Source organism: Microbacterium paraoxydans, assembly GCF_018224615.1.
GTDB lineage: Bacteria > Actinomycetota > Actinomycetes > Actinomycetales > Microbacteriaceae > Microbacterium > Microbacterium paraoxydans_B.
In genome coordinates, this window is the sequence record NZ_JAGTUK010000001.1 from 24293 (window position 1) to 47010 (window position 22718).

Here is a 22718-nt window from a genome sequence, read left to right on the forward strand (position 1 = left end):
CTCACTCCAGGTCGAGCGAGAGCAGCCCGGGAAGATGCGCGGTGTCGGCGCGCACGGCCAGCAGCAGCTCGGCGTAGTCGGGACTGGTCGTGACCCGCGACGACGCCAGCAGGTGCCGGGTGCGGCGGCCGTCCGTGCGATCCAGCCGCAGGCGGCGGACGGGGTAGCCGGCCGGGGTCATCCAGATACGACGGAGCTGCGCGAACGGCTGCTCCACGTCGTCCAGGCGCAGCCCCTGACGGCTGACCGTGATGCGCGCCGGGATCGACCGCAGCACCCGGAAGCGCTGGATCGCGCCGATGCCCAGGCCCACCGCGGCCACCGCGGCGAACGGCACGATCAGCACGAGCGCCGACAGCTCACCGTCGAGGAAGCCGGGGCTCAGCGCCACCAGGGTCACCGCGGCCGCCACGGCGAGGAGCGCGAGCGCGGCCAGCAGGAGGCCGGTAGCGAAGCGACGCTCCTGCCCCGCGTCGACCGTGAACGACGACGGCAGTTGCGCCCGTGCCCGCGCGGCCTCGACCGGACTCTCCGCCGGCGGCTGCGCGACCGGCGCCAGCTCCGCCATCAGGGCGTTGAACGTGGCGCGGGTGTACCCCGGCAGCTCGATCGTGATCTCGCGGTCGCCCGAGTACACGACCAGGGCGCGCGTCGTGCCGCTGGGGAGGCCGTTCGTGCGGTGCTCGGTCACCCTCGGGCGGAACCCAGTGACGGCGCGCGGATACGACTCGCGGTTGCCCGCGCGGCCGATCTCGACCGCGTCCGGCGTGACGACCACCCGCACGTTGCGAAACCACAGGAACCCCGCGAACACGGCCAGCGTGAGCGCGATCGCCACGACCAGCACCACGACCCCGCGGTCCGCGATCGGCATGGTGCGCGGGAGGAACCGCGGCAGGAGGAACAGCGTCGCCGCCGATAGCACCGCCGACAGCACGATCGCCCCGACGACGGCCCGCACCGGATGGCGCCGGAACACCAGCGGTCCGGACACGGCCTGCGCCTGATTCACCATGCGAGAACTCCCCCGAGAACGTGGACGGCATCCACCCAGGCGACCAACATATCGCCGGTACCGTTGTCGCATGGAGTGGATGCCCGACCCGACCCCCGGTGCGTGGCTGCGCGACCGCCTCGACGACGCCGCGGGCGACATGCACGTCGTCGTGCCGCGTGGTTACCCGGCCTACGCGCGCGTGTTCCACCCCGCCGTCGTCCGGTCGCTGCCCGACCGCCCCTCCCCCACCCCGGACGAGTGGGAGCGCCTGCCCGAGCCGGAGCGCGCGCGCCTCTCCGCGCAGTTCGACGGCGAGCGCGTGAGCTGGGCCGACACCGCCGCCGTGTTCGGCACCACGATGCACGCGACCGCGCAGTGGCAGCGGATCGTGCGCACCCCGGTCGACGGCGACTGGCGCACCCGCATCGGACCGGACGGCCGCGAGTACAGCGCGCCGCAGGAGGGGGAGCTCGACCCCGACCTGCTGGCCGTGCTCGCGACCCATCTCGCCGCGCACACCTCCACCCCCGACGCGGGTGGCGCCGCGCTGTGGGAGGGGTGGGGCGGACTGGTCGGGTTCTTCGGCCAGACGCCGTCGCGCGCGTTCCTCGGGTTCGACGACGCCCCTCACCACCTCGCGATGCTGGAGCGCAGCACCCACGACCCGTTCAACAACGGCTTCCGCAAGCCCACCTGGCAGGAGGGCATCCTGTCGCGCGAGATCTCCGAGGGCCCGCGACTGCGGCTCCCGATGCGTGACCACGTGCCGTTCACCGCCGGGGCGTCGGAGTTCGCCGACCCCGACTGGGTGCTGCGGGCGCCGTGGCGCGACCTCGCCGCGGAGGAGCACGGCTTCCCGCCGTCGGCGCAGAGCCCGAGCCTGCTGTGGCCCGACGACCGCGCCTGGGTGATGGTGTCGGAGATCGACTTCGACTCGACGGTCGTCGCCGGACCCTCCGAGCTCGTGCGTGCGATCTGCACCGACCCGCGCCTGGAGGCCCACGCGCTGCGCGAGGGCGCCGACCTCGGCTGGGACGCGGACGAGGTGAACCGATGACGACCCCCGCCGCGCCGCCGAGCTTCGACGCGCGGCCGCTCACCGAGCCGGTCGACGCCGCCGCGGTGCGCGCCTTCGCCGCAGAGCTGCGCGCCCGTCGCACGACCGGGGTCGCGGTGGGGACCGTGATCGCGATCGTCGCCCTGTCGATCGCGGCCCTGGTGTTCGTGCCGCTCCTGTTCTCCGTGATGCTCAGCCTCGCCGCCGCGACCGGGAGCCCCGGGGCCGCGGCGATCCCGATCGTGCTGCTCCTGCTCCTCGCGGCCGCGGTGGGCGTGCTGATCTGGATGCGCGTGCGGGCGACGCAGCTCACGCGGTATCGGCTGCACCGCTTCGCCCAAGCCAACGGCATGACCTACGAGGCCAGCATCGCCGACCCCCCGCTGCCCGGGATGATCTTCAGCATCGGTCGGTCGCGCCTCGCCACCGACCTCGTGCGAGGAACCCGACCGCGGTTCGTGGAGTTCGGCAACTACCAGTACACGGTGCAGTCGGGGAAGAACTCCACCACCTACCGCTGGGGCTACGTCGCGGTGAAGCTCGACGTGCCGCTGCCCAACATCGTGCTCGACGCGAAGGGCAACAACGGCTTCGGCTCCAACCTCCCCGCCTCGTTCCAGCGCGCGCAACGGCTGTCGCTCGAGGGCGACTTCGACCGGCACTTCACGCTGTACTGCCCCGAGGGCTACGAGCAGGACGCGCTCTACCTGTTCACGCCCGACATCATGGCGCGGTTCATCGACAACGCCGCGCAGCTCGACGTGGAGATCGTCGACGACTGGCTCTTCCTGTACACGCCGCGTGAGGCCTCGACCCTCGATCCCGCGACCTGGGCGTGGCTGTTCGGGGCGGTCGGCGCGCTGCTGACGAAGTTCGACCAGTGGGCCAGGTGGCGCGACGACCGTCTGGCTGCGCAGCGCCCGTCGCCCGCCGCGACCGGAGCCGCCGGCGGGCACGCGCTGCCGTTCGCTCCCCCGGCCGGACTGCTCACTCCCCCGCCCGGCGTCGCGCCGCAGGGACGGCGACTCAAGCGCACCGGGACGTGGCTGCCCCTGATCGTCGTGATCGGCTTCGCGGCGTTCTGGCTGCTGACGCGCTGGAACTGAGCGCGGTCCGAAGTGGGGGTGGGTGCCGTCTGGGGATCAGCTCCCACCCCATCCCCCCTCGGGATCGAAAGGAATTCGACGTTCCCTCCGCATGACGGCGATGCCGTCGCGCCCGCCCGGCCAGCTGGGGACTGACACCGCGGGCGCCTGCCGAGATGGTATACCGGTCGACGTTGCGCTCGGTTGCGTCCATGCAGACGCATGCGCTTCCCCCGTGCGAGGCGGTCAGCGGGCCGACCAGCCGCCGTCCATCGTGTAGCTCGCCCCCGTCACCATGCCGGCCGCGTCGCCCGCCAGCCACACTACGAGCGCGGCGACCTCCTCCGGTTCCACGAGGCGCTTGATCGCCGACTCGGTCAGCAGCACGCGCTCCAGCACCTCGTTCTCCGGGATGCCGTGCACGCGCGCCTGATCCGCGATCTGCCGCTCCACCAGGGGCGTGCGCACGTAGCCGGGGTTCACGCAGGTGCTGGTGACGCCGTGCTCCGCGCCCTCCAGGGCCGTGACCTTCGACAGGCCCTCCAGCCCGTGCTTCGCCGCGACGTACGCCGCCTTGAACGGCGAGGCCCGCAGGCCGTGCACGCTCGACAGGTTCACGACCCGCCCGAACCCGCGCTCGTACATGCCGGGCAGGGCCGCGCGGATCAGCAGGAACGGCGCCTCCAGCATCAGCCGCAGCAGCAGCGAGAAGCGCTCCGGCTCGAAGTCCTCGATGGGGCTCACGTGCTGCACCCCCGCGTTGTTCACGAGGATGTCGGTGTCGAGGCGCACGGCGGCGAGCGCCGCGACGTCCGACAGGTCGACCTCCCACGCCTCCCCGCCGATCTCGGCCGCCAGGCTCCGCGCCGCGTCGCCGTCGATGTCGGCCACCGTGACGCGGGCCCCCGCCGCGGAGAGCGCCCTGGCGCATGCCGCGCCGATCCCGCTCGCTCCCCCCGTGACGAGGGCCGTGCGTCCGTGCAGATCCGTCATGCCGTGACCCTCGCCGCCTCGGCGCGGGCGGCCGTGCGGGCGGCGTCCTCCTCGTCGATGGCCTGCAGCGAGATACCCGTGGTCTCCCGCAGCGACAGCACGGCGACCGCGGTGACCACGCACGCGAACACGATGTAGATCGCGATCGGCAGCCACGACCCGAAATCGCGCAGCCACTGGATCGCGAGGATCGGCGCGAGCGAACCGGCCAGGATCGCCGTGACCTGCGAGCCCAGCGAGACACCCGAGTACCGCATCCGGGTGGGGAACAGCTCCGCCATCACGGCCGGCTGCGGCGCGTACATGAAGGCGTGGAAGCACAGGCCGATCGTCACGGCGAGCACGATCAGCGCCGGGTTGAGGGTGTCGAACAGCGGGAAGGCGAAGAACGCCCAGGTTGCGCTGAGGATCGCCCCGGTCAGGTACACCGGCTTGCGGCCCCACCGGTCGGCGAGCCGTCCGACCTGCGGAATGACCGCGAAGTGCACGACGTGGGCGATCAGCAGCGCGAGCAGCAGCTGGCTCGTGTCGTACTCGTGCACGGTCTTGAGGTAGACGATCGTGAAGCTCACCACGATGTAATAGACGATGTTCTCCGCGAACCGGAGCCCCATGGCCTGCACGATGCCGACCGGGTAGCGGCGCAGCACCTCGACCACGCCGTAGGAGGTGGACTTCTCCGCCTCCACCTGGGCCTTCGCCTCCAGGAAGATCGGGGCCTCCTCGACGTGACGGCGGATGTAGTAGCCGACGAGCACGATCACGGCGGAGAGCCAGAACGCGATGCGCCAGCCCCACTCGAGGAACGCCGCCGAGCTCATGACCCACGAGCTCACGAGCAGCACGAGCGTGGCGAGCAGGTTGCCCACCGGCACCGCGGCCTGGGGCCAGCTCGACCAGAAGGCGCGCGAGCGGTCGGGGCTCTGCTCGGCGACCAGCAGCACCGCGCCGCCCCATTCGCCGCCCACCGCGAAGCCCTGGATGAAGCGCAGCGCCACGAGCATCGCGGGGGCCCAGTAGCCGATGCTCTGGAACCCGGGCAGGCAGCCCATCAGGAAGGTCGCGGCGCCGACGATGATGATCGTGGCCTGGAGCGTGGGCTTGCGACCGAAGCGGTCGCCGATCTGCCCGAACACGATGCCGCCGAGGGGGCGGGCGATGAAGCCGACCGCGTAGGTGACGAACGCCGCGATGATGCCGTCGAGCGGCGATCCGGTCGCCGGGAAGAAGTACGTGCCGAACACGAGGCTGGCGGCGGTGGCGTAGAGGAAGAACTCGTACCACTCGACGACCGTCCCGGCCATCGAGGCCGCGACGACGCGCTTCAGCTTGGACGGGGAGGTCGCGGGGGATGCCGCAGTGGGGGATGCCATGTCTCTCCTTCGGGTGTCGACGGTGACACCTCCCGACCAGTGTCGGTAGCGGGGCGGCATGCAGCAATGCCCAGTCGCGCGCAGCCACTGTGCATAATTGCAGAGTGGAGGCGGCGAAGCGACCCCGGGCAGACGATTTGCTCGTGCTGCTCGCCGTCGCCCGCACCGGCCGCTACACCAGCGCCGCCGCGCACCTCGGCCTCGACCACACCACGGTGGCGCGCCGCATCGCCGCCCTCGAGGATGCGCTCGGCGGACGGGTGGTCGCGCAGTCGGCGTCGGGGTGGGAGCTCACCGACCTCGGCCGCACCGCTGCGGAGACCGGCGGCCGCATCGAGGCCGCGCTGTCGCAGCTCGACGACGGCGGCACCGAGACGCCCGACCCGATCGCCGGGGTCGTGCGGATGTCGGCCACGGACGGGTTCAGCGCCTACATCGCCGCGCCCGCGATCGCCGACCTGCGCCTGACGCACCCGCGGCTGACCGTGGAGATCGTCGCCGCGACCCGCCGCGCCGCCGAGCACCGCGCCGGCCTCGACCTCGAGGTGGTGGTGGGCGCGCCGCAGACCCGTCGCGCCCACGCGGTCAAGCTCGGGACCTACACCCTCGGCATGTACGCGTCGCGCGACTACCTCGACCGGGCGGGCACCCCCGCCACGCGCGAGGAGCTGGAACGACACCGCCTGGTGTACTTCGTCGACTCGATGCTGCAGGTGGATGCGCTCGACCTGCCGCGACGACTCGTGCCCGGCATGCAGGACGGCCTCACCTCCACCAACGTGTTCGTGCACGTCGAGGCCACCAGGGCGGGCGCGGGCATCGGGCTGCTGCCGTGCTTCGCCGCCGACCGCCACGACGACCTCGTGCGACTGCTGCCGTCGGTGTTCGCCGAGAAGCTGCCCTACTACATGGTCGCCCGGCCGGAGTCGCTGCGCCTGCCGGCCGTCGCCGCCCTCGCCGACGCACTGCGCGCCCGCACCCGCGCCTCCCGGGCCATGCTCGACGGCCTCAGCGCCTGAGCGTCGCCCTGGCGTCCGTGTCAGCAGGCAGTGTGGGCTACACCTCAAGCGACGGCCGCAACGAGGCCACGGCATCAGTCGATAGCAGTGCACGGGAGGGGGCGGACGCTTTCAGCCTCCGCCCCCTCCCGTGTCTGATTCGCTCTAGGGCGTGTTGCTAAAGGCTGATTCGTGGTGTGCGGGTGACGCTCGGAGCGCGTCGCGTACTGAGATCTCCGATGAGGCCTGGGCTGTGATCGGGCCGCTGTTTCCTGCCGTGAAGGCGACGGGGCGTCCGCCGGTGGATCGCCGCGCTGTCGTTGAGGCGACCGCGTGGCGATACCGGACCGGCGCGCCATGGCGGGATGTCCCTGAGCGATTCGGGAACTGGAACACGATCTACAAGAACTTCAACCGATGGTCCGCACAGGGCGTCTGGGCACGGGTGCTCGAGAAGACGCAGTCGCTCGCGCATCAACGAGGCGAACTGGACTGGGTCGCTTCGATCAACTCGACCATCGTGCGCGTGCACCAGCACGGCGCGACCCTGAAGCGCGACACAGGGGGCTCGGTCGAACTACAAGAAGTTCGGCGCCGAGCCTCCTGACCACGCGATCGGCGGCTCCCGCGGTGGGCTGACGACCAAGAACCACCTGGTCTGCGACGGGCGAGCCCGGGCGCTGGCGTTCGTGCTGACGCCCGCGCAGGCGGCGGACACGAGCATGCTCCCCGAACGCGACGACCAGATCGCCCACCGCCGCAAGCACCCCGGCCGCCCCATCGACTTCGGGCGCGAGCAGAAGGAGCGCTACAAGCGCCGCAACGTCGTCGAACGCTGCTTCAACAAGCTCAAGCAGTGGCGCGGCATCGCGATGCGATCAGACAAGACCGCCCGCAACTACCACTCCGCCATCTGCCTCGCCGCGACACTCCAATGGGTTTAGCAACACCCCCTAGTCGCCTGGCGTCGGGTCAGTGACGTCGGCGGCACCGAACAGCAAACTGTCGACGACCTGGTCGCGCCGGGCCGGCCGCGCGGTGGTGTACCTCAGCAGATCTTCGAAGTGAGAGAACACGACGACCGCTTCTTCGAACTCTGGCTCGGAACCGTGGACGACTGCTCCGTCGTCTCGCACCGCCAGGTACTCGTATCCGTTGCGAACGGAAAGCAGGATGGGTGCGTGGCGCCTCCAGAAACGGGAGACCGCGACCGCCTCATCATCCGTCGTCGCAGCCTGGATGCTCAGCAGTTCACACTCGTTCCACGCGAACGCCCCCTCCGCGCCGGTCGAGTAGTCGTCGCGGGACAAGAACCACACCGTCTCGTCTGAGCTCGACAGGAGTGAGAACGAGGACACCCAGCGGATCACCGTTTCGGGTGCCGCGCGCAGCGGGGAGGGAACGCCGTTCTCCATCGACGTCGGCGGCTCAAACGTCCACCCGGCTTCCTGCAAGGTTCCGGCGGCACTTCGGAAGAGTTCCGGCATGCTCCCAGGCTACCGATCCGCCTGGCATAGGCAGGCGGTCACCAAGCCCAGGCCTCATCGGAGATCTCAGTACGCGACACGCTCCAAGCGTCACCCGCACACCACGAATCAACCTTCAGCAACACGCCTTAGTTCTCCTCGTCAACGACGAGCCGTTGATGCCGTTTCGACAACACCAGGGCGACGCGACGCCCGAAGCTCTCGCCCCTCAACGCGGGGTCGCCTCCGCTCGCTGCTGCCGCCGTGAGAAGCGTGGTCAGCACCGCAACGATTGCAAAGATTGGTCCCATCCACGGAGCATGAGTACCAGCAGCGATGCTCGCAATAACGACCGATGCAACGATGAGCAGTCCCGCTACCAAGCTAGCCGCCTTATGGCGGCTTGAGCGTGCAGCCCCCAGCGTCAAGCCAGCGCTGATCGCAAGAGCTGCTGTGAGGATGTAGGCGAGAACTTCACCACTACTTCCAAGATCCACCAGAGCTCCGTGCCACTGTTGGCCTTCGCCTTCGTCGGTAGTGCGGCCACGACGTCGATGCCGAGCTCGCCCGTCGCCTCGACCGCCACAGGATCGACAGAGGAAAACTATCGACGGCGACTCAGCCGAGCAGACCGAGGGACTCCAGTTCCGCGGGGGTGAGCATGCGCGAGCGCAGGAGGAACCGCATCCCGGTCGGCCCCTCCACGCTGAACCCCGCACCGCGCCCCGGCACCACGTCGATCGTGAGGTGCGTGTACTTCCAGTACTCGAACTGCGCGGCCGACATGAACACCTCGACCCCCTGCGGCAGCCCCACCTCGAGCCGGCCGAGCAGCACGTCGCCCGGACCGGTGAGGAACATCCCCACGGGGTAGCACATGGGCGCGGAGCCATCGCAGCAGCCGCCCGACTGGTGGAACATCAGCGGGCCGTGCTGCACGGTCAGCTCGCGCACGAGCGCCGCGGCGGCCTCCGTCACCGCGACCCGTTCGGCCGTGCTCGTGGTCATGACCTCGTCCTTCCGTGTGTCCGGTCGCCGCGCGAGACCCGGCCGCTCTTCGCGTCGCTCGCTCGACGACCGGAGGGTTCCGGGCGGACGCCCCGCGCCCGCCCGGACGGCCGATCAGAAGAAGCCCATCGGGCCCTCGGCGTAGGAGACCAGCAGGTTCTTGGTCTGCTGGTAGTGGTCGAGCATCATCTTGTGGTTCTCGCGGCCGACGCCCGACTGCTTGTACCCGCCGAACGCGGCGTGCGCCGGGTACTGGTGGTACGTGTTCGTCCACACGCGACCCGCCTCGATCGCCCGACCCGCGCGGTACGCGGTGTCGCCGCTGCGGCTCCACACCCCGGCACCCAGCCCGTAGAGGGTGTCGTTGGCGATCGAGATCGCGTCGTCGAAGTCGTCGAACGAGGTCACCGACAGCACCGGCCCGAAGATCTCCTCCTGGAAGATGCGCATGTCGTTCGTGCCCTCGAACACGGTCGGCTGCACGTAGAACCCCTCGCTCAGGTCGCCGCCGAGGTCGGCGCGCTCCCCACCCGTGAGGAGCCGCGCCCCGCCCTGCTTCCCGATGTCGATGTAGCTCAGGATCTTCTCCAACTGGTCGTTCGACGCCTGCGCGCCGATCATGGTCGCCGGGTCGAGCGGGTTGCCCTGCACCACCTTCTTCACCCGCTCCAGTCCGTCGGCGAGGAAGCCGTCGTAGATCGACCGCTGGATGAGCGCGCGCGACGGGCACGTGCACACCTCGCCCTGATTCAGCGCGAACATCGTGAAGCCCTCGAGCGCCTTGTCGTAGAACGGGTCGTTCGTGGAGCGCGCCACGTCTTCGAAGAACACGTTCGGGCTCTTGCCCCCGAGCTCCAGCGTGACCGGGATGAGGTTCTGCGACGCGTACTGCATGATCAGCCGCCCGGTCGTGGTCTCCCCCGTGAACGCGACCTTGCGGATGCGCTTGTGCTGCGCGAGCGGTGCCCCCGCCTCGATGCCGAAACCGTTCACGATGTTCACGACCCCCGCGGGCAGCAGGTCGCCGATGAGGTCGAACAGGAACAGGATCGACGCGGGTGTCTGCTCCGCCGGTTTGATCACGACGCAGTTGCCCGCCGCGAGCGCCGGCGCCAGCTTCCACACCGCCATCAGGATCGGGAAGTTCCACGGGATGATCTGCCCCACCACGCCCAGCGGCTCGTGGAAGTGGTACGCGACCGTGTTCTCGTCGAGCTGGCTGATGCCGCCCTCCTGCGCCCGCAGCACCCCGGCGAAGTAGCGGAAGTGGTCGATCGCGAGGGGGATGTCCGCGGCGAGGGTCTCGCGCACGGGCTTGCCGTTCTCCCAGGTCTCCGCGACCGCGATCTGCTCCAGGTGCTGCTCCATGCGGTCGGCGATGCGGTTGAGGATCACGGAGCGCTCGGCGGGGCTGGTCTTGCCCCAGGACGAGAACGCCTTCCACGCGACGTCGACCGCGCGGTCGATGTCCTCGCTCGTGCCGCGGCCGACCTCGGTGAACGGCTTGCCGTTGACCGGGCTGATGTTCTCGAAGAACTGGCCCTTCACGGGGTCGACGAACTCGCCGCCGATGTAGTGCCCGTAGCGCGGGCGATACGACGCCACGGCACCGGGCTGCCCCGGAGCGGCGTAGGCGAGCGACACGTCTTCTTCGACGATGGTCATGGGGGTCTCCTTCGACGGTGGGCCGCGGCGTCGGTGCTCAGCGGCTGCCTCCGACGGTAGGCCGCGCCCCGTTGCACCCCCGTGCGCAACGTTGCAGGAGGTTGCACGCCTCAGGAGAGCGACGCGGCGAACGCCCGGAACCGCTCGGCCATGGCCGCCGGCGCCTCGGCGACCGTGAAGTGCCCGCCGTGCTCCAGCCGCTCGAACACCCGCAGGTCGCGGTAGAACCGCCGCGCGAGGCCTTCGGGGTAGTCGTGCTCGTGGCGCTGGATGAACACGGCAGCGGGCACCGTGACCTCGGGCATCGGAGCGGGGGTGTCTGCGCCCTCGTAGTACGGGCGGAACGAGCTCGCGATGCTCTGCGTGACCCAGTAGATCATCGCCTCGGTGAGGATGCGGTCGCGCGAGAGGACGGCCTCGACCGCGGCCGGATCGTCGCCCGGGGTGTCGGCCCACTCCGACAGCTTCTCCGCGACCCACGCCAGCAGCCCGGCCGGGGAGTCGTTGAGCGCGGCGGCGAGCGTGTCGGGACGCGCCCACTGCACGTGCCCGTACGAGCCGTTCGGGCCGTGCTCGGCGTCGAGCCGGGCGAAGAACGCCGTCACCTCGGGGTCGTCGCTGGCGGCCCGCTCCTCCGGGGTGCCGAAGTGCGCGTGGGTGGCCACGATTCCCGCCACCTGCTCCGGATACGACGCCGCGATGAGGTCGCTCACGTTCGCGGAGACGTCTTCGCCGTAGGTGAGGTACGACGTGTAGCCGAGCACCTCGGTCATGAGGCGGTGCATGGTGTCGGCGAACCGGCGCTCGTCGGCCGGCCCGTCTGCATAGGGCGGCGAGAACGCGAAGCCCGGCAGGCTCGCGACCACCACGTGCAGGTCGGGCAGGAGCGCCGCCACGTCGAGCTGCAGCGCGAACGTGTGCGGCCAGCCGTGCATGATGAGCAGGGCCGGGGCGTCGGCGCGGTCGGAGCGCAGGTGCGCGAAGTGCACGTCGGTGCCGCCGACCTCGGCGAGGAACTGCGGGAACCCGTTCAGCCATTCCTCACGCGCCCGCCAGTCCCACGTCGCCCAGGAGTCGACCAGCTCGCGCAGCCACGTCGCGCTCATGCCGGAGCGCATGCGCCGCGGGGAGTCGTCGAGCAGGCGGGCGTGGCGCAGGCGGTCGCGCAGATCGTCGAGCACGGCGTCGGGCACGTGGACGCGGAACGGGCGGATCTCGGTCATGCCCGGACGCTACGCCGGGCCACCGACAGCGCGTTCGATGCGGGTCACCAGCCCCGCCCGCCGCGGCGAGCGCGCGGGCAGCATCTCCAACGCGAGCCGCAGCACCTCTACGTCCTCCTGCCCCTCGGGGATGTCGGCGTAGGCGAGCAGCACGTCCAGGCTCGCCTCCGACAGCATCGCCTCCCGGAGCGCCGCGCGCACGGTGTCGCGGAACTCCTCCACCCCCGGCGACGGCGACTCGGGCAGCACGGGTCCGCGGTAGGCGGTGAGGGCGACCCGGTGCGCGCCGCGATCGAGCAGCGACAGCACGTCGTGGGCATCGGTCTCGAGCGCGGCGGGCAGCCGGTACGGCCGCGACTCCGGCACGAGGTCGGGGGCCGTGCGCTCCAGCACCTTGCGCAGCCGCACCATCTCCGGGCGGAGGGTGTCCGGCGACACGTCGGGCCCGTACACCAGCTCGCAGAGCCGCTCGGCCGACAGCCCCTGCCGGTGCACCGCGAGCATCAGCAGGATCGCCGCGTGCCGGGCGCTGAGCTCCACCACCGACTCCTCGTGCGCCGACTCCACCTCCAGCCGCGCGCGGTCGCGGCCGAGCACGTGCAGCCGGGCCCGCGCGGTGGCCGAGGCACGGGGGCGCGTGGGCGCCGGGCGACTGCGCGGGGCCTCGGCGCGCGTGCGGAGCCGGGCCACGAGCAGCTCCGACTCGACCGCGCGCGCCGTCGCGTCCACGAGCAGCCGCGCCTGGGGGGTCACCACCTCCGGCCCGCCCGTGATGTCGATGACCCCCAGCACCCGCTGGGTCTCCGGGTCGCGCACGGGCGCGGCGCTGCACGACCACGGGTGCACGAGGCGGTTGTAGTGCTCCGCCCCGCGGATCTGAACCGACTCCCCGAGCGCGAGGGCGGTGCCGGGCGCGCTCGTGCCCACGGCCGCCTCCGACCAGTTCGCGCCGGCCACGAAGCCCATGCCGTCGGTGAGCGACCGCAGCTGCGCGTCGCCCTCGATCCACAGCAGCCGTCCGGCCTGGTCGCCGACCGCGACCACGACCCCGGTGTCCTCCGCGCTGCCGGGCAGCAGAAGCGCCCGGATGAGGTCCATCGCGGAAGCGAGCGGGTGCGCTCGGCGGTACTCGTCGAGCTCGGCCGCGTGCAGCTCCAGCGGCGGCAGGCCCTCCGGTCCGACGCGACCGCGCCACGACCGCACCCACGACTCCCGCACGAGCGGGCGCACCTCCTGCAGCCTGCGGTCGTCGAGGTTGCCGGCGATCAGCTCCTCGTGCGCACGCTCGACCAGCAGGCGCGGTGCCTCGGGAAGCAGCCCGCGCGAACCCCGCCACGGTGCAGACACGCGATCTCCGATCGTCGAGAACGTGCGTGCCCCTCAGTGTAGGAGCAGCGCTGCCCCGGCGGAACACCGTGGCGCGCACGCCCCTCGCCCACCGTGCGCAGGGTTCGGACGGTCAGCGCAGCAGCCCGTCTACCAGGGCGTCGATCACCTCGTCGGTCGAGGTGTCCGGGTCGATCGGGGTGGTCAGGCGGTCGAGCAGCAGCCCGTCGATCGCGTAGTGGAACAGCGCGATCTCGCGGCGACCGCCGGGGAGCCCCGCCTGCGTGTTGAACGCGACGTCGGCGTCGAACCCGGCCCGCTGCCACGCGCCGAGCACCGCGGCGAGCTCGGGTCGGCGGCCGCTCTCCAGGCGCAGTTCGAACAGTGCGAGCGTGACGTCGCGGTCGTCGGTCAGGCGACGCACGATGTCTCGGATGTAATCGGCGAACAGCGCAGGACCGGGGGTGCCGGCGGCGCGGCGCTCCAGATCGTCGGGCGTGGGGGCGAGCCGCTCCCCGATGCGGTCGACGAGGCCTTCGATCAGGGCGTCTCGGCTGCGGAAGTAGTTGGAGGTGGTGCCAGTGGGCACGTTCGCCTCGATGTCGACGGCGCGGTGGGTGAGCCCGCGGGAGCCCTCACGGGCCAGCACGGTGAGTCCCGCATCGGCGAGGACGCGGCGGCGCGACTCGTTCTTGACCATGACTCGACCCTAGCGCAATCACTACGTCTGTTGTAGTGTCAACCGCGACATCTGTAGTGAATGGAGAATCATGCGAGAACTCGTGTACTTCGCCGCGGTGACGCTCGACGGCTTCATCGCCGGACCGCACGGCGAATTCGACGCCTTCCTCGTCGAGGGCGACCACATGGACGGCATCAACGACCGCTACGCCGACACCCTCCCCACCGTCGCGGCCGAAGCGCTCGGCGTCGAACAGCGCCGCGAGGTGTTCGACACCGTGCTGATGGGGTGGAACACCTATCAGGTGGGCGGGCTGCCCAGCCCCTACCGCCACCTGCGTCAGATCGTGTTCAGCCGCACGCACACGGCCGAGGCGGAGAACCTGGAGGTCACCGCCGAAGACCCCGTGGCCGTCGTGCGGCGACTCAAGCAGGAGGAGGGCGCGGCGATCTGGCTGTGCGGCGGCGGTGCCCTCGCCGCCACCCTCGCCGACGAGATCGACCGCCTCGTGCTCAAGCGGCAGCCGCTGCTCTTCGGGGCGGGCATCCCCCTCTTCGGCGAGCGCCCCTACCGTCCGGAGCGCTTCCACGCCGAGACCACCACCGCCTACGAGTCCGGCGTCGTGGTCACGGAGTACGCGCGGCGTCCCGTCGCCTGAACCGCGCGGCCGGGAGGGGGCGTGGTCCATACCCCCTCTCGGCCCGCGTGGCAATGCCGTTTTCCGATCCGGCGTCCCTTCCTAACGTGAAGCCACACCCCACGAGTCAGGAGAGACGCCATGAACGTCGAGACACCCATCCCCACTGGCTCCTCGCAGCGCACCGAAACGCCCCGTCCGGCCGGTGCCGCGGAGCCGACGTGCGAGCGGATCGACTTCGACAGATATGTCGTCGACGCCGCGTCGCCCGTGGGTTACATTGACGTCGTGCCGCCCCTCTACGTCTGCTACCTCGGTCACCCCTATGCGCGCGCCGTCGAGGTCGCGCAGGTCTACGACTTCGACAACGCGGTCGGGATCGTGAGCGCCATGGCCGCCGGTTCGCGCGACCACGCCCTCGCCGAATGAGCCGCGAGGTCTGGCCCGGGGAGGCCTATCCGCTCGGCGCGACCTTCGACGGACAGGGCACCAACTTCGCCCTCTTCAGCGAAGGCGCCGAGAGCGTCGAGCTCTGCCTGTTCGACGACGACGGCACCGAGACGCGCGTGCCGCTCACCGAGGTCGACGCGTACGTATGGCACGGCTACCTGCCCACCGTGCAGCCGGGGCAGCTCTACGGCTACCGCGTGCACGGCCCGCACGACCCCGCCAACGGTCAGCGGTTCAACCCCCACAAGCTGCTCCTCGACCCGTACGCCAAGGCCGTCGCGGGCGACATCGACTGGGGGCAGTCGCTCTTCGGCTACGACTTCGGCGATCCCGAGTCGCGCAACGACGACGACTCTGCGGCCGCGATGGTGAAGGGCGTCGTCATCAACCCGTTCTTCGAGTGGGCGGGCGACCGTCCGCTCAAGACCCCCTATGCCGAGACCGTGATCTACGAGGCGCACGTGAAGGGCCTCACCCAGCGGCACCCCGAGGTGCCGGAGGAGCTGCGCGGCACCTACGCCGGCATCGCCCACCCCGCGATCGTCGAACACTTGCAGCGCCTCGGTGTGACCGCGCTCGAGCTCATGCCCGTGCACCAGTTCGTCAACGACTCGGTGCTGCAGGACAAGGGGCTCTCCAACTACTGGGGCTACAACACCCTCGGGTTCTTCGCCCCGCACAACGCCTACTCCGCCACCGGCCAGCACGGCCAGCAGGTGCAGGAGTTCCGCGCCATGGTCCGCACCCTGCACGAGGCCGGGATCGAGGTGATCCTCGACGTGGTGTACAACCACACTGCGGAGGGCAACCACCTCGGCCCCACGCTCTCGATGCGCGGGATCGACAACGAGGCGTACTACCGGCTGGAGGAGGACCGCCGGTACTACACCGACTACACCGGCACGGGGAACAGCCTCAACGCGGGCAACCCGCACGCCCTCCAGCTGCTCATGGACTCGCTGCGCTACTGGGTCACCGAGATGCACGTCGACGGGTTCCGCTTCGACCTGGCCTCCACGCTCGCCAGGGAGTTCTACGACGTGGACCGCCTCGCGGCGTTCTTCGAGCTCGTGCAGCAGGACCCGGTGGTGTCGCAGGTCAAGCTCATCGCCGAGCCGTGGGACGTGGGGCCGGGCGGCTACCAGGTGGGCAACTTCCCGCCGCAGTGGTCGGAGTGGAACGGCAAGTACCGCGACACCGTGCGCGACTTCTGGCGCGGCGAGCCCCAGGCGCTCGGCGAGTTCGCGTCGCGCCTCACCGGCTCGGCCGACCTGTACGAGCACTCCGGGCGGCGACCCGTCGCGTCGATCAACTTCGTCACCGCGCACGACGGCTTCACGCTGCGCGACCTCGTGTCGTACAACGAGAAGCACAACGACGACAACGGCGAGGACAACAACGACGGCGAATCGCACAACCGCTCCGACAACAACGGCGTCGAGGGTCCCACCGACGACGTCGAGGTGAACCGGCGGCGCGCACGGCAGCAGCGCAACTTCCTGGCCACGCTGCTGCTGTCGCAGGGCGTGCCGATGATCTCGCACGGCGACGAGCTGGGCCGCACGCAGCACGGCAACAACAACGGCTACGCGCAGGACAACGAGCTCACCTGGATCGACTGGGACGCCGCCGACCTGCCGCTCGTGGAGTTCACGGCCGCGGTCGCCCGGCTCCGGCGCGAGCACCCGACCTTCCGCCGCAGCCGCTTCTTCGACGGGCGGCCCGTGGCGGCGGAGGACGGCGAGCGCATCCCCGACGTGGAGTGGCTGCGCCCGGACGGCCGCCCGATGGCCCCGGACGACTGGGACTCCGGCTTCGGGCGCTGTGTGGGCATGTTCCTCAACGGCCGCGGCATCCGCGAGAACGACCGCCGTGGCCGCCCGGTGGAGGACGTGAACTTCGTCGTCTACTTCAACAGCGGCGACGAACCGGTCGAGCTGGTGCTGCCGGACGACCGCCACGGGCGCGAATGGTCGGTGGTCGTGGATACCGCAGGCGCGCTCGACGACGCCCGACCGCTCGACGCCCGCGCCACGATCCCGCTGGAGGGCAAGGCCATGATCGTGCTGCGCGAGATCGACGGCGAACCCCTCGCGACCGACGACTCCGTCGACGCCTCGCTGCGCTCCCAGAGCGAGCAGGCCGACGCATGACCCGGCGACCGCTGTCGACGTACCGCCTGCAGATCAGTAGGGACTTCCCGCTCGACGCGGCGGCCGAGGTCGTGCCGTACCTCGCCGACCTCGGTGCCTCATGGGCGTACGTCTCGCCGCTGCTCGCGGCCGTGCGCGGCTCCACCCACGGGTACGACGTGGTCGACCACTCGCGCGTGGACGCCGAGCGCGGCGGGGAGGCGGGGCTCGAGCGGTTCGCGGCCGCCGCGCACGACGCGGGTCTGGGCGTGCTGGTCGACATCGTGCCCAACCACGTGGGCGTCGCGGTGCCGCGGCAGAACCCGTGGTGGTGGGAGGTGCTGCGGCTCGGACGGCAGACCAGGCGCGCGGCGGCCTTCGACATCGACTGGGCGGCCGGCGGCGGGCGACTGCTGCTGCCGCTGCTCGGCTCCACCCCGGACGAGGCCGTCGCGAACGGCGACCTCGTGCCCGACACGACGCCCGCACCCGACGCGCCGGACGGCGTGCTGCGCTACTTCGAGCACGAGCTGCCCCTCGCCCCCGGGACGGCCGCGCTGGCGGACGACCTGCCGCGCCTGCTCGCCGCCCAGCACTACGAGCTGCGGTACTGGGAGGACCAGAACACCGACCTCACGTACCGGCGCTTCTTCGCCGTGTCCGAGCTCGCCGGGCTGCGCGTGGAGCTGCCCGACGTGTTCGCCGACTCGCACCGCGAGATCCTGCGGTGGCTGCGCGACGGCCTCGCGGACGGCCTCCGCGTCGACCACCCGGACGGCCTCGTCGATCCGGGCGGGTACCTGGAGCGGCTGGCCGATGCGACCGGACGCGCGTACACCCTCGTGGAGAAGATCCTGGAGCCGGGCGAGGCGCTGCCGGCCTGGTGGCGCACGGACGGCACCACCGGGTACGACGCGCTGGCCGAGCTGGACCGGCTGTTCGTCGACCCCGAGGGCGTGGCGACGCTCGACCGGCTGGACGCACGGCTGCGCGCCGAGACGGGGCTTCCGCCCGCGGCCGCGTGGCCCGACCTGATCCACGACACGAAGCGGATGATCGCGGACACCCTGCTGGTCGCGGAGGTGCGCCGTCTGGTGCGCACACTGCCCCGCGGCATCGTGCATGCCGACGACGCCCTGGCCGAGCTGGTCGCGTGCTTCCCGGTGTACCGGGCGTATCTGCCGGAGGGCAGCGAGCACCTGCGCGCGGCGTTCGCGGAGGCGCGGCGGCGGCGCCCCGACCTGGAGGGTGCGTTCGCCGAGCTGGAGCCGCTGCTGCTCGATCCGTCGCTGGAGGTCGCGCAGCGCTTCCCGCAGGTGACCGGCGCGGTGATGGCGAAGGGCGTGGAGGACACCGCGTTCTACCGGTACACCCGGCTGGGCACGCTCACCGAGGTCGGCGCCGACCCGTCGATCTCCGCGGTCACGGTCGCGGAGTACCACGAGGCGCAGCGGGCACGGCTGGCCGCATGGCCGCACTCGATGACGACGCTCTCCACGCACGACACCAAGCGCTCGGAAGACGTGCGGGCGCGGCTGTCGGTGCTGTCGGAGGTGCCGGAGCGGTGGGCCGAGGTGCTCGACGAACTGCGCGCGGTCGCCTCCACCGGGCACGGACCGCTCGACGCGCTGGTGTGGCAGGCCGCGGTGGGCGCGTGGCCGGTGTCGTCGGAGCGACTGCTCGCCTACGCCACCAAGGCTGCGCGCGAGGCCGCGGAACGCACCACCTGGCAGCACCCCGACGCCGCGTTCGAGGAGGGTCTCGCGGCGATCGCGCGGTCCGTGGAGGGCGAGGCCGCCCCGATCCTCGATCGTTTCGTGGCGGAGATCGTCGACGCGGGCCGCGTCGTGTCGCTGTCGGCGAAGCTGCTGCAGCTCACCGCCCCGGGCGTGCCGGACGTGTACCAGGGCACCGAGCTGTGGGACCTGTCGCTCGTGGACCCCGACAACCGCCGCCCGGTCGACTTCGCGCACCGCGCTGCGCTGCTGCGGGAGCTCGACGCCGAGGTCGCCCGCGGCGTGCTCCCCCCGGTCGACGACACCGCGAAGGCCAAGCTGCTGGTGACCTCGCGGGCGCTGCGCCTCCGCCGCGACAACCCGGAGCTGTTCCGCTTCTACCGTCCGGCCGTGATCGAGGGCGAGGCGGCGGCGCACGCGGTCGCGGTGCACCGGGGCGGGGCCACAGCGGTCGCCACGCGGCTCCCCGTGGGCCTGGCCCGCCGCGGCGGCTGGGGCGACACCGTGATGATGCGGCCGGACATCCCGGGCACCGACCTGCTCACGGGTCGCCGCATCGCGCCAGGGCCGGTGCGTCTGGCGGAGTTGCTCGACACCTACCCCGTGGCGCTGATCGAGCTCGCACGGTGAGAGGAGCACGGGCGTGATCGAGGTGTGGGCACCGCTGGCGACGCGGATGCGGCTGCGGAGGCTCGCGGCGGACGGCGCGGCGAGCGACGTCGAACTGGAACCGGCGGCCGACGGCTGGTGGCGCGGCGACGCGGACCTCGCGGACGGCGAGCGCTACGGCTTCCTGATCGGCGACGACGAGCAGCTGCGGCCCGACCCGCGGTCACGACGGCAGCCGGACGGAGTGCACGAGGCGTCCGCCGCGTTCGACCCCGCGGCGTTCGCGTGGACCGACCGGGACTGGACCGGGCGGCAGCTGGCGGGCGGCCTGATCTACGAGCTGCACGTAGGCACGTTCACTCCGGAGGGCACGCTCGACGCGGCGGTGACGCGGCTGGACCATCTGGTCGAGCTCGGGGTCACGCACGTGGAGCTGCTGCCCATGAACGCGTTCAACGGCCGGTGGAACTGGGGCTACGACGGGGTGCTCTGGTACGCCGTGCACGAGGGCTACGGCGGACCCGTCGCGTATCAGCGGTTCGTCGACGCCGCCCATACGCGAGGCCTCGCGGTGGTGCAGGACGTGGTCTACAACCACCTCGGACCGAGCGGCAACTACCTGCCCCTGTTCGGGCCGTACCTGCGCGAGGGCGAGAGCAACACGTGGGGTGAGTCGGTGAACCTCGACGAGCCGGCCGTGCGCGCGTACATCATCGACAACGCCCTGATGTGGCTGCGCGACCTGCACGTGGACGGACTCCGGCTCGACGCCGTGCACGCTCTGCACGATCGGCAGCCCGTGCACGTGCTGCGCGAGCTGTCGGAACGGGTCGACGCGCTCTCGGCGCATCAGAACCGCCCGCTGACGCTCATCGCGGAGTCCGACCTGAACGACCCCACGCTGATCCTGCCGCGCGAGGCGGGAGGCTACGGACTCACCGCGCAGTGGTCGGACGACTGGCATCACGCGGTGCACGTGGCGCTCACGGGCGAGACCGCGGGGTACTACGCCGACTTCGCCGACGCGGAGGCCGTGGCGAAGGTGACCGACCGCGGCTTCTTCCACGACGGCACGTTCTCGTCGTTCCGTGACCGTCCGCACGGGGCGCCGATCCCGCCCGAGGTGCCGTCGTGGCGCCTGGTGACCTTCGCGCAGGACCACGACCAGATCGGCAACAGGGCGGCGGGCGACCGGCTGTCCGCCACGCTGTCGCCCGACCGGCTCGCGGTCGCCGCGGTGCTCACGCTCACGGCCCCGGGAACGCCGATGCTCTTCATGGGTGAGGAGTGGGGGGCGACGACGCCGTGGCAGTTCTTCACGTCGCACCCGGAGCCCGAACTGGGCCGCGCGGTCGCGGAGGGACGCACGGCGGAGTTCGCGCGCATGGGCTGGGACCCGGCGGCGGTGCCCGACCCGCAGGACCCGGACACGTTCGCGCGCTCGCACCTCGACTGGGACGAGGCCGCGGCGCCCGAGCACGCCCGCCTGCAGGAGCTGTACCGCGACCTGGCACGGCTGCGGCGAGCGCGACCGGAACTCACCGACCCTGACACCGCGCACCTCACGGTGGAGGTGCGGCAGGTCGACGGCCGCCCGGAGCACCGCGTCTATCGCATCGACCGCGGTGCGGTGTCGGTGCTGGTGAACCTCTCCCCCGTGCGAGCCGTGTTCGCGGTGCATCCGGACGCGGCGGTGCTGCTGGCGACCGCGGCGCTCACGCGGGATGAGGGCACGCTCACCCTGCCACCGGACAGCGCCGCGATCGTCGCGGTCTGACGGGGGTTCAGCCGCGCGCGGCCCACCACTCGCGCAGGCGCTGCTCGGCGACCTCGGGCCCGAGCACACCCTCGTCGAGGCGCAGATCGAGCAGGAACTTGTACGCCTCGCCGACCTCCCGGCCCGGTGTGATGCCCAGCACCTGCTGGATGCGGTTGCCGTCGAGCTCGGGCCGCAGGGCGTCGAGCTCCTCCTGCTCGCGCAGCGCCGTGATGCGCGACTCGATGTCGTCGTAGGCGGCGGCGAGCCGGGCGGCCTTGCGCTTGTTGCGGGTGGTCACGTCGGCGCGGGTGAGGATGTGCAGGCGCTCGAGCAGGTCGCCGGCGTCGCGCACGTAGCGGCGCACGGCCGCGTCGGTCCAGGTGCCCTCGGCGTACCCGAAGAAGCGCAGGTGCAGTTCGATGAGCGTGGCCACCGCGTCGGTCGTGGCGGTGTCGAAGCGCAGGGCCTGCAGGCGCTTCCGGGCCATGCGCGCGCCGACCACGTCGTGGTGGTGGAACGTGACGGCGCCGCCCGGCTCGAGCTTGCGGGTGCGGGGCTTGCCGATGTCGTGCAGCAGGGCGGCGATGCGCAGCGGCACGTCGGGCGCCGCACCGGGGTGACGCGAGTGCTCCAGCGCGATGGCCTGACGCAGCACCGTGAGCGAGTGCTCGTAGACGTCTTTGTGGTGGTGGTGCTCGTCGACCTCGAGGCGCAGTTCGCTCACCTCGGGCAGGAACTCCTCGATGAGCCCGGTGTCGACCAGCACGCGGATGCCGCGCACGGGGTCGTCGGTCTGCATCAGCCGCACGAGCTCGGACTGGATGCGCTCCGGGCTCACGATGCGCAGCGTCTCACGCAGCTCGGTGATCGCGGCGGCCGTGTCGTCGTCCACGCGGAACCCGAGCTGGGCGCTGAACCGTGCCGCCCGCAGCATCCGCAGTGGGTCGTCGCCGAACGACACCCGCGGGTCGGCGGGTGTGCGCAGCACTCCGGCCACGAGGTCTTCCACGCCACCGGTCGGGTCGATCAGCTTGACCGCGGGCACCTGCAGCGCCATCGAGTTCACGGTGAAGTCGCGCCGCGCCAGGTCGCCGTCGATCGTGTCGCCGAACTCGACCGTGGGCTTGCGGGTGACGCCATCGTAGCTGTCGGCGCGGTACGTCGTGATCTCGACCTGTTCGCCCCGCACGCGCGCGCCGATGGTGCCGAACGCGCGACCGATGTCCCAGTGGGCGGACGCGACCGGCTTCACGATCGCGAGGATCTCGTCCGGGGACGCGTTCGTGGTGAAGTCGAGGTCGTGGGTCTCCCGCCCGAGCAAGGCGTCGCGCACGGGTCCGCCGACGACGGCGAGCTCGAACCCGGCCTCGGCGAACGCCGCGGCGAGGGTGCGGACGACGGGATTCTCGGCGAGCGCGCCGAGACGGGCGAGGCCGTCGGCCATGTTGAGCATGGGTTCCAGCGTACCGGGACGACCACGTTCACCTGCCCGTCGCCTGGGCGTCAGGTCGCGGTCATCCGG

20 protein-coding genes are annotated in these 22718 nt (G+C 71.4%); 10 read left to right on the plus strand and 10 right to left on the minus strand.

The window, feature by feature from the left end:
- Position 1: 1 nt before the first annotated feature.
- Positions 2–1015 (minus strand): hypothetical protein, encoded by a 1014-nt coding sequence (locus KE274_RS00140; RefSeq protein WP_211539632.1) that lies wholly within the window; start codon positions 1013–1015, stop codon positions 2–4.
- A gap of 70 nt (positions 1016–1085) precedes the next feature.
- Here KE274_RS00140 and KE274_RS00145 point away from each other — a divergent pair, with 70 nt between their 5' ends.
- Both KE274_RS00145 and KE274_RS00150 read left to right on the plus strand, forming a co-directional pair.
- The gene (locus KE274_RS00145; protein ID WP_211539634.1) at positions 1086–2054 is read left to right on the plus strand and encodes a hypothetical protein; all 969 of its coding nucleotides are present in this window, start codon (positions 1086–1088) and stop codon (positions 2052–2054) included.
- The gene (locus KE274_RS00150; RefSeq protein WP_211539635.1) at positions 2051–3160 is read left to right on the plus strand and encodes a hypothetical protein; all 1110 of its coding nucleotides are present in this window, start codon (positions 2051–2053) and stop codon (positions 3158–3160) included. The genes KE274_RS00145 and KE274_RS00150 overlap by 4 nt, the downstream gene beginning before the upstream one ends.
- 225 nt (positions 3161–3385) lie before the next feature.
- Here the strand turns inward: KE274_RS00150 and KE274_RS00155 are convergent, their stop codons facing one another.
- Both KE274_RS00155 and KE274_RS00160 read right to left on the minus strand, forming a co-directional pair.
- Positions 3386–4132, minus strand: coding sequence for a 3-hydroxybutyrate dehydrogenase (locus KE274_RS00155; RefSeq protein WP_211539637.1), 747 nt, complete (start codon positions 4130–4132; stop codon positions 3386–3388).
- Positions 4129–5505 carry an MFS transporter gene (locus tag KE274_RS00160; RefSeq protein WP_211539639.1) on the minus strand — a complete coding sequence of 459 codons (1377 nt, stop codon included), beginning with the start codon at positions 5503–5505 and terminating at the stop codon, positions 4129–4131. Before KE274_RS00160 ends, KE274_RS00155 begins: the two co-directional genes overlap by 4 nt.
- Before the next feature lie 143 nt (positions 5506–5648).
- Between KE274_RS00160 and KE274_RS00165 the strand changes: the two genes are divergently transcribed.
- The 3 genes from KE274_RS00165 (at position 5649) to KE274_RS16825 (ending at position 7447) form a co-directional block, all read left to right on the plus strand.
- Entirely contained in the window at positions 5649–6524 is an 876-nt protein-coding gene (locus tag KE274_RS00165) for a LysR family transcriptional regulator (RefSeq protein WP_307872105.1), read from the plus strand.
- 151 nt (positions 6525–6675) lie between these two features.
- Positions 6676–7110 (plus strand): IS5 family transposase, encoded by a 435-nt coding sequence (locus KE274_RS16820; RefSeq protein ID WP_439957704.1) that lies wholly within the window; start codon positions 6676–6678, stop codon positions 7108–7110.
- Between the two features lie 115 nt (positions 7111–7225).
- Positions 7226–7447: a transposase gene (locus KE274_RS16825; RefSeq protein ID WP_439957705.1), complete on the plus strand. Its 222-nt coding sequence runs from the start codon at positions 7226–7228 to the stop codon at positions 7445–7447.
- A 9-nt stretch (positions 7448–7456) separates the two neighbouring features.
- Here the strand turns inward: KE274_RS16825 and KE274_RS00175 are convergent, their stop codons facing one another.
- From KE274_RS00175 to KE274_RS00200, 6 genes are all read right to left on the minus strand, one after another.
- Positions 7457–7990: a hypothetical protein gene (locus KE274_RS00175; RefSeq protein WP_211539649.1), complete on the minus strand. Its 534-nt coding sequence runs from the start codon at positions 7988–7990 to the stop codon at positions 7457–7459.
- Between the two features lie 597 nt (positions 7991–8587).
- Positions 8588–8977 (minus strand): DUF779 domain-containing protein, encoded by a 390-nt coding sequence (locus KE274_RS00180; RefSeq protein WP_211539651.1) that lies wholly within the window; start codon positions 8975–8977, stop codon positions 8588–8590.
- A 114-nt stretch (positions 8978–9091) separates the two neighbouring features.
- Positions 9092–10642 carry an acetaldehyde dehydrogenase ExaC gene (exaC, locus tag KE274_RS00185; RefSeq protein WP_211539653.1) on the minus strand — a complete coding sequence of 517 codons (1551 nt, stop codon included), beginning with the start codon at positions 10640–10642 and terminating at the stop codon, positions 9092–9094.
- Positions 10643–10752: 110 nt separating this feature from the next.
- Positions 10753–11865, minus strand: a complete 1113-nt coding sequence (locus KE274_RS00190; protein WP_211539655.1) for an epoxide hydrolase family protein — start codon at positions 11863–11865, stop codon at positions 10753–10755.
- 9 nt (positions 11866–11874) lie between these two features.
- Entirely contained in the window at positions 11875–13212 is a 1338-nt protein-coding gene (locus KE274_RS00195; protein WP_211539657.1) for a GAF domain-containing protein, read from the minus strand.
- A gap of 112 nt (positions 13213–13324) precedes the next feature.
- Positions 13325–13891 (minus strand): TetR/AcrR family transcriptional regulator, encoded by a 567-nt coding sequence (locus KE274_RS00200; RefSeq protein WP_211539659.1) that lies wholly within the window; start codon positions 13889–13891, stop codon positions 13325–13327.
- A gap of 70 nt (positions 13892–13961) precedes the next feature.
- Here KE274_RS00200 and KE274_RS00205 point away from each other — a divergent pair, with 70 nt between their 5' ends.
- The 5 genes from KE274_RS00205 (at position 13962) to treZ (ending at position 21214) form a co-directional block, all read left to right on the plus strand.
- Entirely contained in the window at positions 13962–14531 is a 570-nt protein-coding gene (locus tag KE274_RS00205; protein ID WP_211539661.1) for a dihydrofolate reductase family protein, read from the plus strand.
- A gap of 120 nt (positions 14532–14651) precedes the next feature.
- Positions 14652–14939 carry a hypothetical protein gene (locus KE274_RS00210; RefSeq protein ID WP_211539663.1) on the plus strand — a complete coding sequence of 96 codons (288 nt, stop codon included), beginning with the start codon at positions 14652–14654 and terminating at the stop codon, positions 14937–14939.
- Positions 14936–17113 carry a glycogen debranching protein GlgX gene (gene glgX / locus KE274_RS00215; RefSeq protein WP_211539665.1) on the plus strand — a complete coding sequence of 726 codons (2178 nt, stop codon included), beginning with the start codon at positions 14936–14938 and terminating at the stop codon, positions 17111–17113. The genes KE274_RS00210 and glgX overlap by 4 nt, the downstream gene beginning before the upstream one ends.
- Positions 17110–19458, plus strand: a complete 2349-nt coding sequence (gene treY / locus KE274_RS00220) for a malto-oligosyltrehalose synthase (protein ID WP_211539667.1) — start codon at positions 17110–17112, stop codon at positions 19456–19458. Before glgX ends, treY begins: the two co-directional genes overlap by 4 nt.
- Positions 19459–19504: 46 nt before the next feature.
- Entirely contained in the window at positions 19505–21214 is a 1710-nt protein-coding gene (gene treZ / locus KE274_RS00225) for a malto-oligosyltrehalose trehalohydrolase (RefSeq protein ID WP_211541649.1), read from the plus strand.
- Positions 21215–21221: 7 nt separating this feature from the next.
- Here treZ and KE274_RS00230 read toward each other — a convergent pair whose 3' ends face one another.
- Positions 21222–22649, minus strand: coding sequence for a CCA tRNA nucleotidyltransferase (locus KE274_RS00230; RefSeq protein ID WP_211539669.1), 1428 nt, complete (start codon positions 22647–22649; stop codon positions 21222–21224).
- Between the last annotated feature and the right edge of the window lie 69 nt (positions 22650–22718).

Bases quoted from the DNA above. Each gene is read 5' to 3' on its own strand.
- KE274_RS00140 (WP_211539632.1), bottom strand. From the start codon at position 1,015: ATGGTGAATCAGGCGCAGGCCGTGTCCGGACCGCTGGTGTTCCGGCGC.
- KE274_RS00145 (WP_211539634.1), top strand. From the start codon at position 1,086: ATGGAGTGGATGCCCGACCCGACCCCCGGTGCGTGGCTGCGCGACCGC.
- KE274_RS00150 (WP_211539635.1), top strand. From the start codon at position 2,051: ATGACGACCCCCGCCGCGCCGCCGAGCTTCGACGCGCGGCCGCTCACC.
- KE274_RS00155 (WP_211539637.1), bottom strand. From the start codon at position 4,132: ATGACGGATCTGCACGGACGCACGGCCCTCGTCACGGGGGGAGCGAGC.
- KE274_RS00160 (WP_211539639.1), bottom strand. From the start codon at position 5,505: ATGGCATCCCCCACTGCGGCATCCCCCGCGACCTCCCCGTCCAAGCTG.
- KE274_RS16825 (WP_439957705.1), top strand. From the start codon at position 7,226: ATGCTCCCCGAACGCGACGACCAGATCGCCCACCGCCGCAAGCACCCC.
- KE274_RS00175 (WP_211539649.1), bottom strand. From the start codon at position 7,990: ATGCCGGAACTCTTCCGAAGTGCCGCCGGAACCTTGCAGGAAGCCGGG.
- KE274_RS00180 (WP_211539651.1), bottom strand. From the start codon at position 8,977: ATGACCACGAGCACGGCCGAACGGGTCGCGGTGACGGAGGCCGCCGCG.
- exaC (WP_211539653.1), bottom strand. From the start codon at position 10,642: ATGACCATCGTCGAAGAAGACGTGTCGCTCGCCTACGCCGCTCCGGGG.
- KE274_RS00190 (WP_211539655.1), bottom strand. From the start codon at position 11,865: ATGACCGAGATCCGCCCGTTCCGCGTCCACGTGCCCGACGCCGTGCTC.
- KE274_RS00200 (WP_211539659.1), bottom strand. From the start codon at position 13,891: ATGGTCAAGAACGAGTCGCGCCGCCGCGTCCTCGCCGATGCGGGACTC.
- KE274_RS00205 (WP_211539661.1), top strand. From the start codon at position 13,962: ATGCGAGAACTCGTGTACTTCGCCGCGGTGACGCTCGACGGCTTCATC.
- KE274_RS00210 (WP_211539663.1), top strand. From the start codon at position 14,652: ATGAACGTCGAGACACCCATCCCCACTGGCTCCTCGCAGCGCACCGAA.
- glgX (WP_211539665.1), top strand. From the start codon at position 14,936: ATGAGCCGCGAGGTCTGGCCCGGGGAGGCCTATCCGCTCGGCGCGACC.
- treY (WP_211539667.1), top strand. From the start codon at position 17,110: ATGACCCGGCGACCGCTGTCGACGTACCGCCTGCAGATCAGTAGGGAC.
- treZ (WP_211541649.1), top strand. From the start codon at position 19,505: ATGCGGCTGCGGAGGCTCGCGGCGGACGGCGCGGCGAGCGACGTCGAA.
- KE274_RS00230 (WP_211539669.1), bottom strand. From the start codon at position 22,649: ATGCTCAACATGGCCGACGGCCTCGCCCGTCTCGGCGCGCTCGCCGAG.